17 protein-coding genes are annotated in these 17,516 nt (G+C 37.5%); 2 read left to right on the top strand and 15 right to left on the bottom strand.

Annotated elements, in window-relative coordinates; genetic code table 11:
* Positions 1–95: 95 nt before the first annotated feature.
* The 5 genes from ACGLXV_RS22775 to ACGLXV_RS22755 all read right to left on the bottom strand — a co-directional run bounded on the left by ACGLXV_RS22775 (position 96) and on the right by ACGLXV_RS22755 (position 5,876).
* Positions 96–1,025: an ABC transporter ATP-binding protein gene (locus ACGLXV_RS22775; protein ID WP_391560429.1), complete on the bottom strand. Its 930-nt coding sequence runs from the start codon at positions 1,023–1,025 to the stop codon at positions 96–98.
* Positions 1,026–1,037: 12 nt separating this feature from the next.
* Positions 1,038–2,078: an ABC transporter ATP-binding protein gene (locus ACGLXV_RS22770; protein ID WP_119707259.1), complete on the bottom strand. Its 1,041-nt coding sequence runs from the start codon at positions 2,076–2,078 to the stop codon at positions 1,038–1,040.
* 15 nt (positions 2,079–2,093) lie between these two features.
* Positions 2,094–3,122, bottom strand: coding sequence for an oligopeptide ABC transporter permease (gene opp3C / locus ACGLXV_RS22765; protein WP_119707258.1), 1,029 nt, complete (start codon positions 3,120–3,122; stop codon positions 2,094–2,096).
* Entirely contained in the window at positions 3,122–4,051 is a 930-nt protein-coding gene (gene opp3b / locus ACGLXV_RS22760) for an oligopeptide ABC transporter permease (RefSeq protein ID WP_391560428.1), read from the bottom strand. The genes opp3C and opp3b overlap by 1 nt, the downstream gene beginning before the upstream one ends.
* Positions 4,052–4,190: 139 nt before the next feature.
* Complete coding sequence (locus tag ACGLXV_RS22755) at positions 4,191–5,876, bottom strand: peptide ABC transporter substrate-binding protein (protein WP_391560427.1); 1,686 nt, start codon at positions 5,874–5,876, stop codon at positions 4,191–4,193.
* Between the two features lie 238 nt (positions 5,877–6,114).
* Here ACGLXV_RS22755 and ACGLXV_RS22750 point away from each other — a divergent pair, with 238 nt between their 5' ends.
* Together ACGLXV_RS22750 and trpS are read left to right on the top strand one after the other, a co-directional pair.
* Positions 6,115–6,474 carry a DUF3899 domain-containing protein gene (locus tag ACGLXV_RS22750; protein ID WP_391560426.1) on the top strand — a complete coding sequence of 120 codons (360 nt, stop codon included), beginning with the start codon at positions 6,115–6,117 and terminating at the stop codon, positions 6,472–6,474.
* A gap of 161 nt (positions 6,475–6,635) precedes the next feature.
* A complete protein-coding gene (gene trpS / locus ACGLXV_RS22745) occupies positions 6,636–7,625 on the top strand; it encodes a tryptophan--tRNA ligase (RefSeq protein ID WP_391560425.1) in 990 nt (329 codons plus the stop codon).
* A gap of 28 nt (positions 7,626–7,653) precedes the next feature.
* Here the strand turns inward: trpS and ACGLXV_RS22740 are convergent, their stop codons facing one another.
* The 10 genes from ACGLXV_RS22740 to ACGLXV_RS22695 all read right to left on the bottom strand — a co-directional run.
* Positions 7,654–8,400: a YjbA family protein gene (locus tag ACGLXV_RS22740; RefSeq protein WP_391560424.1), complete on the bottom strand. Its 747-nt coding sequence runs from the start codon at positions 8,398–8,400 to the stop codon at positions 7,654–7,656.
* Between the two features lie 95 nt (positions 8,401–8,495).
* Complete coding sequence (locus ACGLXV_RS22735) at positions 8,496–8,705, bottom strand: YuzI family membrane protein (RefSeq protein WP_119707252.1); 210 nt, start codon at positions 8,703–8,705, stop codon at positions 8,496–8,498.
* A 116-nt stretch (positions 8,706–8,821) separates the two neighbouring features.
* Complete coding sequence (gene opp4C, locus ACGLXV_RS22730) at positions 8,822–9,739, bottom strand: oligopeptide ABC transporter permease (protein ID WP_391560423.1); 918 nt, start codon at positions 9,737–9,739, stop codon at positions 8,822–8,824.
* Between the two features lie 13 nt (positions 9,740–9,752).
* Positions 9,753–10,718, bottom strand: a complete 966-nt coding sequence (gene opp4B, locus ACGLXV_RS22725) for an oligopeptide ABC transporter permease (protein ID WP_119707250.1) — start codon at positions 10,716–10,718, stop codon at positions 9,753–9,755.
* 37 nt (positions 10,719–10,755) lie between these two features.
* Entirely contained in the window at positions 10,756–12,474 is a 1,719-nt protein-coding gene (gene opp4A / locus ACGLXV_RS22720; RefSeq protein ID WP_391560422.1) for an oligopeptide ABC transporter substrate-binding protein, read from the bottom strand.
* A gap of 30 nt (positions 12,475–12,504) precedes the next feature.
* Entirely contained in the window at positions 12,505–13,515 is a 1,011-nt protein-coding gene (locus tag ACGLXV_RS22715; protein WP_391560446.1) for an ABC transporter ATP-binding protein, read from the bottom strand.
* Positions 13,505–14,545 carry an ABC transporter ATP-binding protein gene (locus ACGLXV_RS22710; protein ID WP_391560421.1) on the bottom strand — a complete coding sequence of 347 codons (1,041 nt, stop codon included), beginning with the start codon at positions 14,543–14,545 and terminating at the stop codon, positions 13,505–13,507. The genes ACGLXV_RS22715 and ACGLXV_RS22710 overlap by 11 nt, the downstream gene beginning before the upstream one ends.
* Positions 14,546–14,722: 177 nt before the next feature.
* Positions 14,723–15,511, bottom strand: coding sequence for a DUF2268 domain-containing putative Zn-dependent protease (locus ACGLXV_RS22705; RefSeq protein ID WP_391560420.1), 789 nt, complete (start codon positions 15,509–15,511; stop codon positions 14,723–14,725).
* Positions 15,512–15,620: 109 nt separating this feature from the next.
* The gene (gene fabF, locus ACGLXV_RS22700) at positions 15,621–16,859 is read right to left on the bottom strand and encodes a beta-ketoacyl-ACP synthase II (protein WP_119707246.1); all 1,239 of its coding nucleotides are present in this window, start codon (positions 16,857–16,859) and stop codon (positions 15,621–15,623) included.
* A gap of 48 nt (positions 16,860–16,907) precedes the next feature.
* On the bottom strand, positions 16,908–17,516 hold a 609-nt coding region (locus ACGLXV_RS22695), incomplete at its 5' end, for a beta-ketoacyl-ACP synthase 3 (RefSeq protein WP_391560419.1).

Below are 17,516 nucleotides of genomic sequence, written 5' to 3'. Positions count from 1 at the left end.
ATCACGTATCGTAAGCGCTTCACTTTTTACTTATGATAACGTATAGCGTATCTTTCTTCAAATGAAAAACGATCTCGTCTTCGAGATCGTTTTTATTATTTCATGTATTGTGCGAATTCCTTCTCAGAACATAGAACGAAATGTCCTGGTGATACTTCACGTAATTCAACGGATTCATCCGCTTGGTAATTATGCATTTTTGGATCATAAGTTTTGCGTTTTCTTGAACGCTCTGATATAGGATCTGGAAGTGGAATTGCAGAAAGCAAAGATCGAGTGTATGGGTGCTTTGGATTATTATATAATTCATCTGCTGGAGCTAGTTCAACAAGCTTTCCAAAGTACATAACTCCAATTCGGTCACTGATATACTTCACCATTGAAAGGTCATGCGCAATAAACAAGTAAGTTAACCCTTTTTCCTTTTGAAGCTTTTTCATCAAGTTAACAACTTGTGCTTGAATTGACACGTCAAGAGCTGAGATAGGTTCGTCAGCAATGATGAAGTCTGGATCAACTGCTAAAGCACGAGCAATACCAATACGTTGTCTTTGACCACCTGAGAATTCATGTGGATAACGGTTCGCATGCTCTTTGTTTAATCCAACCGTTTCTAATAGTTCATACACTTTGTTCATTCGATCTTCTTTCGTTTTTGCTAGACCGTGAATATCGATCCCTTCAGCAATTACATCAGAAACTTTCATTCTTGGATTTAATGAAGCGTATGGATCCTGGAAGATCATTTGCATTTTATGATTAAATGCCTTTAACTCTTCCTTAGATTTTTTCCCATGTACATTAACCCCATCGTATAAAACTTCTCCGTCTGTAGCATCATAAAGTCGAATAATTGTTCGACCAGTTGTAGATTTCCCACATCCTGACTCTCCTACGAGTCCTAATGTTTCACCCTCATATATATCGAAACTAATTCCATCGACTGCTCTTACTTCGTTTGGCTTACCAACATTAAAGTATTGCTTTAAATTTTTAATTTCAAGCAATTTCTTTCTAGTTTCCATTGATTTACCTCCTTATTTATTATTGTAACCTGGATACATTTCTCTTCTCTTCATAACAGCTGCTGGTGGCTCTACCTTTGGAGCATCCGGATGAAGAAGCCATGTTGCTGCGTAATGAGTATCCGAAACTTTAAACATTGGAGGTTCTTGTTCTAAATCAATTTTCATCGCATATTCGTTACGCGGTGCAAACGCATCTCCCTTTGGCGGGTTAAGTAGGTCTGGTGGTGATCCTGGAATAGCATAAAGCTCAGCTTCAGCTGTATCCAAATCTGGCATCGAGCTAATTAGCCCCCATGTATACGGGTGCTGCGGATTGTAGAAAATTTCATCTACAGTACCGATCTCAATAATTTTTCCACCGTACATAACTGCTACTCGGTCTGCTACATTGGCAACCACACCTAAGTCATGCGTAATAAAGATTATAGAAGTATCAATTTTTTTCTGCAGATCTTTCATTAATTCCAAAATTTGCGCTTGAATCGTTACATCTAAAGCAGTTGTTGGTTCGTCAGCAATCAATACTTTGGGATTACATGCTAAAGCGATCGCAATTACAACCCTTTGTCTCATCCCACCTGAGAATTGATGAGGATATTGTTTAAAGCGTTCCTCAGCCATCGGAATTCCAACAAGCTTTAAAAGCTCAATCGCACGTTGCTTAGCAGCAGATTTACTCATATTTTGGTGTTTAATAATTGGTTCCATGATTTGCTTACCAACAGTCATTGTTGGATTTAAAGAAGTCATTGGATCCTGAAAGATCATTGAGATTTCCTTACCACGAATCGTTTGCATTTGCTTGTCCGATAATTTTGTTAAATCTTTTCCATCAAATAGGATTTCGCCCTCTTTAATCTCAGAGTTACTCTCAGGTAAAAGACGCATAATAGCCTTTGTTGTTACAGACTTCCCTGAACCAGATTCCCCAACGATGGCAAGAGTTTCACCTTTATTAAGATGAAAGTTCGCTCCACGAATCGCTTTTACTTCACCAGCAAACGTATGGAAAGATATATTTAAGTTATTTACTTCTAATATTTTTGACATCTTATTTCACCTGCCTTAGTCTCTCATTTTAGGATCTAACGCGTCACGAAGACCATCTGCAATCATATTAAATGCAATCATAATGACAGAAATAATAATTGCTGGAACTAGCATTTGATATGGGAAGGCAATCATTGATTTAAATCCTTCATCAATAAGTGTTCCTAATGATGCTAATGGCTCTTGAAGACCTAAACCGATAAAGCTCAAGAAGGCTTCAAAGAATATTGCGTTAGGGATCGTAAACATTGTGTTAATAATGATAACACCTGCGAGATTAGGAATTAAATGTTTAAAGATTATATTCGCATGGCTAGCGCCAAGTGTGCGAGACGCTAAAACAAATTCTTGGTTTTTTAATTTTAGTACTTGGGCACGAACGACACGCGCCATACTCACCCAACCGGTAATCGTCAATGCTACTGTAATTGATATAATCCCCGGCTTCAAAACAATAATCATTAAAATAACAATTACTAGATTTGGAATTCCTGAAAGTACTTCAATGATTCTTTGCATAATATTATCAATACGTCCACCAAAGTAACCAGAAATAGCACCGAAGGCAACACCGATAACCATATCAATAAAAGCTGCTAGAAATGCAATATATAGAGAGATTTGCATCCCTTTCCAAACACGTGAAAATTGGTCTCTTCCAAGAGCATCCGTACCAAACCAGTAGTACTCTTCAATTTGCTTTTGCTCATATGGATTTACCACATTGCCATTTTTCAATGTTCTTGTTCCATCAAATGGTAACCAAGATATATTTTCTAATGCCTCAATACGAGGTGGTAAGTTTGCATGTTTCGTGTTTTGCTTATCAAACTCAAATTTACTTAATGATGGCCCAATTAAAGCCATAATAATTAAAATTCCGATCACTACTAAACTTACAATCGCACCTTTGTTTTTTCTAACTCGTAACCACGCATCCTGCCAATAGTTTAGACTTGGTTTAGAAATGCGCTCACTTGTTGATGCGTCAATAATAGCGGGCTCAAATTGGTCTTTGCTGATTTTCTCATCAAATTGTGCCATTATTTCTTCCCTCCCGCTAAACGAATTCTTGGATCAATCAATCCATAAAGAATATCAACCACTAAAATAACAACAATAAATAGGAACGCAAATAACAAAGTTGTCGCCATTATGACCGAATAGTCATTCACCTGAACAGATTTTACAAACTGCTCTCCTAGTCCTGGAACAGAGAAAATCTTTTCAATAACAAGGGAACCAGTCATTAAGCTTACAGCAAGCGGACCTAATACAGTAATAACTGGAATTAAAGCATTTCTTAACGCATGCTTAAATGCAATTTCAAAGTAGTTTGCACCTTTAGCTCTTGCTAATGTAATATAATCCGATCCTAGAACTTCTACCATTTCAGTTCTCATAAAACGAGCTGCAATGGCAATCGGGAACATCGAAAGTGCAATCGTTGGCATAACTGTGTATTCAGGACCTTTCCAGAATGCAACAGGGAACCAACCTAGTTTTACACCTACATAATATTGAAGCAATCCAGCAAAAACAAACGAAGGAATAGATTTACCAATAACGGCTATAAAGGTCGTTCCATAATCTACCCATGTATTTTGCCTTAGCGCTCCTAATACCCCAAGAATGATACCAACAATCGTACCTACTAATAGTGCTTGAAAGCCTAATAAAGCAGAGGCACCAATCCTTGCACCTAATAATTCTGATACTGGTGTATTGGCAAACTGATAAGAAGTACCTAAGTCACCCTTAACTAAGTTTGTCATATACGCCACATACTGAACGGGAACTGGTTCATCAAGCTTATAATATTCAAGCATCATCTCAAGTTGCTCATCTGACATTTTTGCTTGGTTTTTAAATGGTGTTCCTGGAACAAGCTTCATTAAGAAAAACGTCATTGAGGCAATTAGAAATAGAGTAATTATCATATAAATGACCCTTTGGCCAATATATTTAATCATCTGTGCACCTCCTACTTATTTTGAATTTTCCCCATCTTTCGACAATTCGAATACAGGGAAAAAGAGAGTATATTTAAGCGAATATACTCTCTCTCCTATTTCATTGTACATCATTTCACCATATTAATTATATGGTAAATTATTTATTTAGTTTAGCAAACTTCCAGCTGTACTCTGGTCCAAAGATATGGTAAGTAAAGCCTTCAAGTTTTTCGTTTACTAAGATGTTTGAAGCACGTTGGTATGTTCCAGCAAGAGCTGCATCCTCAAATAATACCTTCTCAGCTTCTTGTAGAGCTTCGAAACGCTCTGCAGGCTTATCAGCTAATTCAGTTTGAGCAGATTTTACTAGCTCATCATATTTAGCGTTAGAGTAAGACATTTTGTTGTGTCCGCCACCAGTTAACCAAAGATCAGAGTATGTCATTGGATCTGGATAGTCAGGGCCCCAACCAGCATGAAGGATATCATAGTTTTGAGTATCTTCACGGTCAAGACGTACAGAGAATGGAACACTTTCAAGGTTAATAGTTAAACCTGGAAGGTTATTTTGTAGTTGATCCTTAAGGAAAGCATCAACTGTTTTTGAAGTCTCAGTGTCTCCACCAAGGAAGTTCAATTCAAGACTTTCTACGCCTAGTTCAGCTAGACCTTTTTCCCAATATTCTTTTGCTTTTTCTGCATCAAATGCATTTAAATCTCCGTTTGCTTCACGGAAGTCTTCACCAGTTTCTGGGTGCTTAACAAACTCAGCAGGAACTGCGTAGTTAGCAGCTAAAGAACCGTTTTGAAGAATATCGTTTACTAAAGCATCTTTATCAAACGCTAAAGAAAGAGCAAAACGAATGTTTTTGTTAGCTAAAGCTTCATTTTCTTGGTTAAACTTTAACCAGAATTCAGTTGGCTCTAACCATGTTACAAGACGAGAATCTCCCTCATATTGTGAGATAACCGCAGGTGTTGATAATTTTGGTGTTACATCAGCTTGTCCTGCTTCGAAAGCATTAGCAGCTGCTTGTGGATCTTTAGATGTATTATAGTTGATTTTTGTTAAAGTAACGTTTTCTGCATCCCAGTACTCTTCGTTCTTTTCAAGAGTCCACTCAGTAGCAGCAACCCCATCCCAACTAGTCATTTTGAAAGGACCGTTAAAGATTAGGTTTTCAGCATTCTTTGCAAAGTCAGCGCCTTTTTCTTCAACAAATTTTTGGTTTTGTGGATAGAAAGTAGGGAATGCCATTAAAGCTGTAAAGTAAGGAACTGGCTTTTCAAGTGTAACTTCTAATTCAGTATCACTTAAAGCTTTAACGCCAAGCTCGCTTGGGTCAACTTCTCCAGCTTTTACTTTATCTGCGTTTTTAATTACTCCAGTCATTATGTAAGGACCGTAGAATGAAGCAGAATCAGGTAAAAGTGCACGTTGCCATGCATATACGAAGTCGTTAGCTGTTACAGCATCACCATTAGACCATTTAGCTTCTCTAAGTTTGAAAGTGTAAACAGTACCGTCTTCGCTAACAGTTGGTTCACCGTCAGATAATGCAGGAATTGGATTTTGTTCCTGGTCTAGGCGGTATAATCCTTCGTTAACGTTGTTGATCATTGTGAAACCTACAGTGTCCTCAGCAAGTACAGAGTCCATTGATGGAATCTCAGCAGATTCCAATACTGTGATTTCTTGGTTTTCAGCTAATTCAGAGCCTGTTGCGTCTGAATCATTATCAGGTGTTGCTTCGTCCTCATTATTGCCACCAGAACATGCAGCTAAAAACATGCTAAGTACTAGTGTTAGGACTAAAAGCAATGAAAATTTTGACTTTTTCACTGATAGACCTCCTTAGATTGTTTTTTCTGAAAAGTTGTACATTAGTTATTATACATTTAATTTACGGTTTGTACATGTTTTTTCAAAAAAATTTTACACTATTGTTATAATTGTTAACATCGACTTTAGATATACTATGATATAATTAGCATTTATTAGAAATAGAATATCTAACCCGACCAACTAGTTTTTTGTTATATTGTTTTACAAATATAATAATTTCAGAAAGGATTACCTAATGGAAACGCTTAAAACAAAGCTAAATTTAGCACTTTTATTATGCTCTCAATTAATTATCTTCATTCTAATGTTTTTCAGTAATAGCATTTCACTTTTAAGCTATATAAATAAAAGCTTCTATATTTCAAGTTTGCTTCTTTTTATATCTTTAGCAATTTTTACAGTGAACACAGGATTTTTTGACGTCGTAACCAAATCCTTTCGATTAATATTCGCTGGAAAAGATGTAACAAGAGAAAACGTGGATGAAATGAGACCCTTATCACAAATAATTACTATTAATTATTCTCCTTTATTGTTTATAGGTTTTATTAATTTAGCTCTTTGTCTCGCAGCGCTCTTCTTCTACTATATATAAGCGGTAGTTCTTGATTAAAAGAGCATTGTTACTTATAATTTTTAATAAGCATCTTATTACATAATTAATGAGTGATTTTAAGTTTGTGGTTAATATTCAGCCACTCTTTCCTTGTATTAGAATGGAGAGGTGGTTTTTTCCACTTAAAAGGAGGAACTTTCATGAAAACCATCTTCTCTGGTATCCAACCGAGCGGAATGATAACACTAGGAAATTATATCGGAGCATTGAAACAGTTCGTTGAGCTTCAAAATGAATATAACTGTTATTTCTGTATCGTAGACCAACACGCTATTACGGTCCCTCAAGAAGCTCAGCAACTTAGGAAAAATATTCGTAGTCTTGCTGCCTTATACATTGCGGTTGGATTAGATCCTGAAAAGGTTACGTTATTTATTCAATCTGAAGTTCCGGCTCACGCACAGGCAGGCTGGATGTTCCAATGTATATCCTATATTGGAGAGCTAGAGAGAATGACACAGTTTAAAGATAAATCAGCTGGGAAAGACGCTGTTTCTGCTGGATTGCTTACTTATCCACCTTTAATGGTTGCAGATATTTTGCTTTACAACACAGACCTTGTTCCAGTGGGAGAAGATCAGAAACAGCATTTAGAGCTTACACGTGATTTAGCGGAGCGTTTTAATAAGAAGTACAATGATATTTTCACTATTCCAGAGGTAAGAATTGCAAAAGTTGGCGCTCGTATTATGTCCTTACAAGATCCAATGAAAAAAATGAGTAAGTCTGACCCTAATCAAAAAGCATTTATTTCATTATTGGATGAGCCAAAGCAAATAGAAAAGAAAATTAAAAGCGCTGTTACTGACTCTGAAGGGGTAGTAAAGTTTGACAAAGAAAATAAACCAGGGGTTTCGAATTTATTATCAATCTACTCCATCCTAACTGGAAAAACGATTGAAGAATTAGAAAATCAGTATGAAGGTAAAGGATACGGAGACTTTAAATCAGAACTAGCACAAGTTCTAATTTCTGAATTTGAACCGATTCAGAAAAAATACCATCAGTTAATGGAATCTACTGAATTGGATGAAATCCTTGATAGAGGAGCAGCTAAAGCAAATCAAGTTGCTAGTAAAATGGTTAAGAAAATGGAAAATGCCATGGGGCTAGGAAGAAAAAGAAAGTAAATTAAAAAGGCTGGATATTCCAGCCTTTTTAATTTACTTTCGGACCATGTTCCATCTCCCATAACTTTTCAAAGAAGGGCTGCCCTTTTATTAAGTTTTCACAAAAGTTCTCATGCTTTAAGGACCAACCGTACTTTGTATTTTCATATAATTCCCGCCAAACATTTTCAAATGTTAGGTCTTGAATCTCCGAATACCTTTCTGGATTCCACTCTGTGTACCAGTATCTTACTTCTGCGGCGTTATTTGATGAGTGAAGCTGGTCTAGGGCCATAAATAACAACTGCTTTAGTTGTCTCTCTTTTCTAGTTAACCCGTTCATTAGCTCTGGTGCTGGTGATAAAATATGAAATTCTTTTAATGAAGAATGATCATTAAATGCATACGGAATGGTGTCATGCTTATCGATCATCTCATAAACTAACTGCTCTTGCCTTGGAATCAACCTACTCTTTCTAATCGGTATATTGTAGCCGATAGTATCCACTACTAATATTCCTGTACCATCAGTGACGACAAAGCAATATTCTAGCTGTATACGCTCGTGATTTTTACGTAAATATGCCTTTTGATAAACATCGTCCAATAGCTGCTGTGGGAGTTCAGAAAGATCATTTTCAATATAGTTAAACAACACTGACTCAACCTTTAACAAGGGAACCTGATCTAGAAGTTCGACTCCGTCATCTTTCCGCCACTCATGAAAGTGACAGACATTGTATCCGTTCTCTTCTCCTTCAAACCAATTTACCCAAACATCATGAAGATACAACATGAATTAACCCCTCACTTCACAAACTGTTTGTCATTCAGTATGGGCAGGTTACCGTTAATTTATTCCTTTTATGAAATCTTAATCCAATTTATATTTTATTCCTCTTTACCCGGAAAATAAATACTTAACCATATAATTAACATGCCGACTAGAAATAGATAGCACTCTACACGACCCTTAATAAATTCAAGATAGTCGATCATCGTATATCCTGTAGTTAATAAGTTTAGGTACGCAACTGTACTTATCCCCCCGAGTACTGCTAGTCCAAAACCAGTAAGCAAAAGGAAAATCCTCATAATCATAGAGATTTCCCCACTCTCTCCATCGCCCTTCCCCCAGCTCTCTTTTCTACATACATATGTTACTATGGGACAACTTATGTAGACAAAAAAAAATCTACCAGTTTGAATTGGTAGATTTATCTGTTTGATTTAGGGTTAAAGGCGTCTTTAAACCCTTCACCTATGAAATTTATAGATAAAATCGTGCCAGTTAGCACTGCTGCAGGCGGAATCCAAATCCACCATTTACTAGTCAAAACATCAGGACTACGTGCTTCCTGAAGCATATTTCCCCAGCTTGGTATATTCATCGGTACACCAAAACCTAAGAAGCTAAGACCTGTTTCTGCAACAATCATAACAGCTAATGTTAATGTTGCTTGTACGATTATTGTAGACATAACGTTTGGAAGTAAGTGCTTTGTAATAGTTTTAAAAGGTGAGCATCCAATTGAAATTGCACTTAAAATATACTCATTTTCCTTTTCAGCCATTACCTTACTTCTTACGAGACGAGCTGTACCTGTCCAGCTCAGTACCGAAATAACAAAAATTAGGGTAGCTGTGCTAGATTCTAAGAAAATCGACTTTAATACGATTACAAATAGTAAGAATGGGAAGTTCATCATAAAATCAGTAAATCTCATCAACGCGTTATCAACCCATCCACCGAAGAAACCTGCAGTTGCACCAACGATGGCTCCGATGGAAATTACTGAAATGGTAATAGAAAATGCAAGTAATAGTGACGTTTGTCCACCATGTAAGGTTCTAGCAAACACATCTCTTCCAGACTTATCTGTCCCAAAAAAGTGCTCAGCTGATGGCTCCTTACTCATCTGCGTAAGATTGATTTTTGCTGTTTCTTCGACTGGAATCGTCAGCTGCTCAGCAAAGATTGATAACACAGTAACAATGATTAAAAATGCCAAACTAATCATGGCTATTTTATTTTTCAAAAATTTCCGGCGGGCGAGAGCCCATGGTGATTGGCTCTTCGGAGGCTTAATCACCCTCCCAACAGTCGCTGTAGTTGATTGTGTAACTGGTTCCATTCTCTCACCTACCCTAACTTAAACGAATTCGTGGATCTACCAATCCGTACAATAGATCTGCAATTAAATTACCTATTAATGTTAGAACCGTTAACATCATGGCAATTGCCATCATAACAGAATAATCGCGAGCATTAACTGACTCAACAAACAGATACCCGATTCCCGGATATGTAAAGATGGTTTCTGTAATAATCGCACCACCAAAAATACTGGCAATATCAAAACCTAATAAGGTTACAATAGGAATAATTGAATTTCTTAAAATATGCTTATTATAAATCGTTGATTCTTTCGTACCTTTCGCTCTTGCAGTACGAACATAATCTTTACGAGAGCTTTCGATCATATCATTACGCAAAAATTGTGTATAGGATGCAGTAGCGAGAGATCCTAGCACTAGAGCCGGCAATATCGTATGTTTCGCTTTACTAATAAAATACTCAAAAGTACCAGGTTCCACACCTGAGCCGATACTTCCTGTGGCAGGTACCCAACCTAAATTAATAGAGAAAATATAAATAGCAACTAATGCTGCAACAAAGCTCGGAATGGCTAGAGCTAAATAGTTAAATCCTGAAATGAGATAATCCCCAATACTATATGCGTATCGTCCTGAAAACCTTCCCATTAGAAAGGCTAAGCAATATGTGATTAAAAGTGCAGATAATCCTAAAATGATTGTGTTTGGAAGGCGATCACCAACCAATTCCATTACTTCACGTTTGTGTACGAATGAATCACCAAAATCTCCCTTGACCACTCCACTCATCCAGCGAATGTACTGTACATGAATAGGGTCGTTTAATCCCATCTTTTCACGCATTTCTTCTATATAAGCTGGATCTGAATTTAGTGGATCGATTTTACCAGATAGGGCATCCCCTGGCATAAGCTTTGCCAGGGAAAATACCACTACTGAGATAAGGAAAATAATTGGAATCATACCTATTAGTCTACGAATGGTGTATTGTAGCATGCTCAATTCCCCTTATCAAACTATAATGTACTTTTCATTACTCCGTTACAGCCCATAAATGGAAATCTTCTGTTCCGAATGGAGTAACCTTTACGTTTTGAACACGCTTATTGATTGCCCATGGATCAACACGTTGTTCGAAGAAAATGATTGGTAACTCTTCGTTAACTAGTTTTTGCCACTTATCATAATATTGTTGACGATGCTCAGTAATGTCCATGCTCTCATCTTCTGGGAATGTTACACCCTTCTTGATTAACTCATCAGACTCTTCAGAGTACCATCTCCACATGTTCCACTTGTCTGTAGATAACCAAATTCCTGCTGGATCTGGATCTGCTGCAAGTCCCCATGCACCCATGAACGTTTCAACAGAAGGGTCATCTGCTTCAATTGTGTCATAGAATAAGTTAAAGTCTTTTAACGCTCCACCGTTAAGCTTTGCATTAAGACCAATTGCTTGCCAAGATTGAATGATGAATTGAGCACGTGCTTCAGATGTTTCAGCACCAGCCATTGCATCAAAGTTCACAGTAAATGGCTTTCCTTCTGGATCTTCAACGAAACCATCGCCATCTACATCTTTGTAACCAGCTTCATCAAGTAATTCTTTTGCTTTCTCTACATCAAACTCATAACCATTAATTTCAGAATCATCAATTTTTGCCCATGAAACTGAAGGGAATGGAGTATTTAATGGTTTTCCTAAGCCGTTTGCAAAACCATCGATAAATGCTTGACGATCAATAGCGTGAGCCATTGCATGACGTAAAGCTTTATTTTGGAATTTTTGGTTATCAGATACAACTACACCCTTTTCATTGTCGTAATGACCCCAGTCAAATCCGATATAGCTGTAAGACATTGCATCTGCTTCAACTGCATTTACGTTTGGAAGCTCTTTAATAGCAGCCCATTGATCCTTCGGTGCTTCGATAACATCTACTTCACCGTTTTGGATTAACCCTTGAGCTAATGATCCGTCAATGATTTTGTAAACAACTCCGTCTAATTTCGCTGGACCTTGCCAGTAATCATCAAAGCGTTCAAATTCAATCATTTCACCTGCAACAATGTTCTTAACCTTGAATGGTCCTACCCCAATTGGGTTTTTACGAATTTGCTCAGAATCTGGTAGTTCTTTAGAAGAGATATCTCCATAGTAATGCTTTGGTTCTGGATATACCCAGATATTATCTAGTAAGTTTACAGATGGTTCTGTAACAGTTACCTCAATTGTGTAGTCATCAATTACTTTAATACCTTCGATCGTTTCAGCTGTTCCATCATGGTATTCTTGAGCACCCTTAATCATAGCTACGTTAGCAAAACGTGCACCTTCATAAGTTGGATCTGCGATTAAGTACCAAGCATACTCCATATCTTCTACAGTAAGCTCTTCTCCATCATGCCATTTCACGCCTTCTTTAAGCTTAAACGTTAATTTCATGTGGTCTTCAGAAAGTTCCCATGTAGCAAGGTTTGGTTGTGGTGTTAAATCATCACCCGTTTTGATTAAAGCTTCATGCATAAATTGAAGAGCATTAACATCATCTTCTCCTTCGTAATATGCATAAGATAAAACACCTTTGAATGGTTGAGTATAACCAAATGTTACTGTACCGCCTTCTTTTGCTTCTCCAGCTGGCTTATCACCCTCTGCTGGCTCTTCGTTAGCTGTTTCCTTTGAACATGCTGCTAAAAATAGAGACATGATCAACATTACAGAAACAAGCCAAAATGCTGACTTTTTCATTGTTTTCCCCCCGGAAATAGTTTTTTTCTGCTAGTTGTATAAATGACAAGCGACTCTATGCCCAGGCTTCACCTCCTTTAAAGTAGGCTTAACCTGCTGACATTCAGGCATTGCATGTGCACAACGCGGATGAAAGGTGCACCCTTTTGGTGGATCAATCGGGCTTGGTACATCACCTTCCAGAATAATTCTTTCCTTCTTTTTTCTTGGATCTGGCTCAGGAATAGCAGAAATTAATGCTTGTGTATACGGATGCAACGGCTCTGCATATAAGCTATTTTTCTCCGAAACTTCAACTAGTCCACCTAAGTACATTACTCCGATTCGGTCACTCATATGTTTTACTACACTTAAATCATGAGCGATGAACAAGAAGGTTAAATCAAACTCATCTTGAAGTTCTTTTAACAAATTTAAGACCTGTGATTGAACGGAAACATCTAGAGCGGAAACCGGCTCATCCGCAATTATTAACTTTGGCTTTAATGCAAGCGCTCTCGCAATTCCAATTCTTTGCCTTTGTCCCCCTGAAAATTCGTGAGGATATTTGTAATAGGCATCTTCAGGTAATCCTACCTTTGTTAAAAGCTCCATTACTTCTGGTTTTAAATCCTTAGAGCTTTTATTTGTGAAATTTCTAATAGGCTCAGAAATTAAATCTCCGACCATCATCATTGGGTTTAGAGAAGCATATGGATCCTGAAACACCATTTGAAAATCTTTTCGTACCTTTCGAAGCGATACCCCACGAATATTTGTAATATCGTCTCCGTCGAAAATAATCTGCCCGTCTGTTGCATCTAATAGGCGCAATATAGTACGACCAGCTGTCGATTTCCCACAGCCAGATTCACCAACAAGTCCAAGCGTTTCTCCTTTTTTAATTTCAAACGAAATATCATCTACTGCTTTGACAACAGCAACGGTTTTTCTAAAGATCCCACCCTTAATAGGGTAGTAGGTTTTAAGATTTTTCACCTCGAGAAGAACATCATTATTTCTCTTATTTTTTTTATTTAATGTTGTTTCCTTAACTTCCATATTCATTATGCAAGACTCCCTCTCTTGGCCTGCTAGTTGGATACAGCAGGCAGGAAACTTCGTGCCCCTCGTCTGTTTCAGCTAGAAGTGGTGTGATACTTGTACATTCTGGCATCACTTGAGGACAGCGGGCAGCAAACTTACAGCCGACCTTTGGCATGTTCTTTAACGATGGAACAATCCCTTTAATGGAACTTAATACCTCAACATCCTCATCCATCCGAGGGATAGCCCCCATTAGCAACTTTGTGTATGGATGTTTTGGATCGTGAAACAAGGTATCGACATCTGTTTTTTCAACAACCTTACCTGCATACATAACGATGACTTCATCGCACATTTCTGCAACTACCCCAAGATCATGAGTAATTAAAATGACTGACATATCATTCACTTTTTGGATATCTTTAAGCAGTTCCAAGATTTGTGCCTGAACCGTTACATCAAGTGCTGTCGTCGGTTCATCAGCAATCAACAGCTTAGGTTGACAAGCGATTGCAATCGCTATCATTACTCTTTGCCTCATACCTCCAGAGAGTTGATGCGGGTACTCATCAATAATTTTCTCTGGTCTTGAAATACCTACACTTTTTAACAAGGCAATACTCTTTAATCTCGCTTCTTTTTTTGAGATTTTCATATGATTAAATAACACTTCTTGAATTTGAAAGCCAATTGAAAATACTGGATTTAGCGAGGTCATAGGTTCCTGGAATATCATTGCAATCTCTTTTCCACGAATACTATTAATCTCTTTATCTGACATTTGCTCTAATTGAACACCTTCAAATTGTATGCTTCCTGACTTAATTTTACCGATACCTTTTGGGAGAAGCTTCATAATTGACAAACTCATTACCGATTTACCACAACCTGATTCACCAACAATTCCAACAATTTGCCGTGGTTTAACAGAAAATGACACATTATCCACTGCATTATAGTATTGACCATCAATAGAAAATGCAGTTTCTAGGTTTTTCACCTCAAGCAAAGGTGTATCTTTATGTAATTGAGTATTTACGCTCATAGGACACCTCTTACGTTTTTTAATTATTCAGTTAATTGTTCTATTTGATTAAAATATTATTACAGTTAAATGACAATTGCAAGATTTTTTTAACAATTGAAAACATTCAAGTTATTGAGAAAACAAAAAAAGCCTCTACTTTAAGGCTTTAAAGTGTATTCGAAACCCTTGATACAGCTAGGCTTCTTCGACTTTCGTAATAAAATATTTTCCTGGAATTGTAAATGAAGTTTTTGTAGAAAAGTAATTTTCCTTGTAATACTTTCTAACAAGGTAATACCCGCATACATAACCTAATAGTTTGGGGTATGCACCAAAACCAAATAATAATCGATCATGTTGTTCCTCTGTTTTTTTCAATTTTAGATTTGACATGATATATTTCTTCATGTACATTTCTATGTCTTCCTTACTATAATAATGACACCAATCAGCCAAGTATTCTGTTCCACAGTTTTTTTCAACTTCTAATTCTGCTAAGCCTTCTAAAATAATGGAGTCTAGTAAAGTAAACTCTAACGGTTCCCTGTTTTGTTTTTTTATCCGGCACACATGATGGTATTCATGGACAAATAATGCCTCTATTTCTTTTTCATCCTCATAATCTCCGATAAATAAAAACATTCTATCTGGAAAAGAAACCCCCGATTTTCTTGTTTTCCGCTCTCTAAAAAAGGACGTGTTAGATTGAGTAATGGGGAAAATATAGATATTCACTTGGGGTCCATTCCACTTTTTTCTATACTTTTCATAAATATTGTTAATCGTTTCCCATGTTTTTTTCTTTTTTAATATCTCATATGTTCGAAAGCTTGCTTGGTTAGGTCGATACATACCAAACGAGGAAAGATATTCATATATAGGCTTTGATTCACTTTCGTTAAACTCTTTTAAAAATCTTTCACATATAGCAACAGGATTCGAAAATTCTTTGTCTAGCCATTCATCCGTACGTGCAACTACCACCTAACTCCCCCATTTCTTTTACACTGTAATAGCATATTATGAGAGAATAACCAAAACTTGATTAAAGCCATAAAAAAACAGAGCGGATATTACTCCACTCTGTTTCGTTTTATTTATATGCTTTAAAAACAATTGTTGCGTTATGACCGCCAAAGCCAAGCGAATTGCTCATCGCTACTTGTACTTCTTGTTTTCTAGCTTCATTTGGTACATAGTCTAAATCACATTCTGGGTCTGGTGTTTCATAGTTAATCGTTGGTGGAATCATGCCTTCTTTAATCGCTAATACGCTAAAGATCGCTTCAACTCCCCCTGCTGCTCCAAGCAAGTGACCCGTCATAGACTTTGTTGAACTCACTGCAAGCTTATACGCATGTTCACCAAACACTTCTTTAAGTGCTAATGTTTCAAAGCGATCATTGTAATCGGTACTTGTTCCATGTGCGTTCACGTAGTCCACTTCATTGACGTTTAAACCAGCATCATTTATCGCCATTTTCATTGCACGCGCTCCGCCTTCTCCACCTGGTGCTGGTGCAGTAATGTGGTAGGCATCACCTGTTGCTCCATAGCCTACGATTTCTGCATAGATTTTTGCCCCACGAGCTAAAGCATGTTCCAATTCTTCTAATACGACAATTCCTGCTCCTTCTCCAATAACAAAACCATCACGATTTAGATCAAAAGGACGGCTTGCCTTACTTGGGTCAGGATTCGTTGATAGTGCTGTGTTTGCACAAAAACCTGCAACAGACATTTTTGTAATAGGTGCCTCCGCTCCACCAGTTACCATTGCAACAGCATCACCTCGTTGAATAACCTTAAAGGCATCACCAATTGAATTTGTACCCGTCGCACAAGCAGTTACTGTACAAGAGTTAAATCCTCTTGCTCCTAGTGTAATTGAAACCTGACCTGTTGCCATATCCGGAATCATCATTGGTACGAAGAACGGACTAACTCTTCGATAACCTCGACTTAAAAACGTCTCATACTGACTTTCAAACGTCTCCATTCCACCGATACCCGATCCAATCCAAACACCAATATTATGCGAGTTGCTGTCATTAATCTCAAGTCCTGAATCTTCAACCGCCATCTTTGCTGCTGCTACTGCATAATGAGTGAAACGATCCATTTTTCGAGCATCTTTTTTATCAATAAAATCCTCAACTTGGAAGTCCTTTACCTCTGCAGCTACTTTTGCTGGGTATTCATCTGCATTTAGTCTTGTAAGCGGTCCTACACCAGATACACCTGCTAATACATTGTTCCATGCTGTTTCAACGTTATTACCAACTGGAGTAACAGCGCCAACTCCTGTTACAACAACTCTTTTCTTTGTCATGTCTGGCAACTCCTTTGCTTTTCTTAATAAATATAATAACTTAAATAATTACCTGCCCCAACGCATGGCAATGGCTCCCCAGGTTAAACCTCCGCCAAAGCCTACCATAACGATCAAATCATCTTCTTTTATTTTACCAGCTTCTACCTCTTCTACTAATGAGATCGGAATGGAAGCTGCTGAGGTATTTCCATATTTATCAACTGTTTTCGACATCTTTTCTTCAGGGAGTTCTAGTCTTTGTCTAGAAGCCTCCATAATTCGAATATTTGCCTGATGGGGAATTAAGAAGTCAACATCTTCCTTTGAAAGTCCTGCCTTCTCAAGGACATTTACGCTGCTTTCACCCATTTGTCTGACTGCAAATTTGAATACCTCTCTACCATTCATTACGATGTAATCTTCTTGGTAAAGATGCTTTCCACCCGTACCGTCGGCTCCAAGCTCAAAAGAAAGTATACCTCTGCCTTCCGTTACTTTCCCCATCACTACTGCACCGGCACCATCGCCAAACAAAACAGCTGTATTTCGGTCTTGCCAATCCGTAATTTTTGATAATTTCTCAACACCAACTACTAACACATATTTATAGCTGTCACTCTCAATAAATTGCTTAGCGGTAATCATCCCGTACATAAATCCTGCACATGCTGCACT

The sequence above is a fragment of the Robertmurraya sp. genome, from assembly GCF_036676585.1.
Classification (GTDB): Bacteria; Bacillota; Bacilli; order Bacillales; family Cytobacillaceae; genus Robertmurraya_A.
The sequence above is the reverse complement of the archived record's forward strand: the minus strand, read 5'-3'. Positions and strand labels throughout refer to the sequence as shown.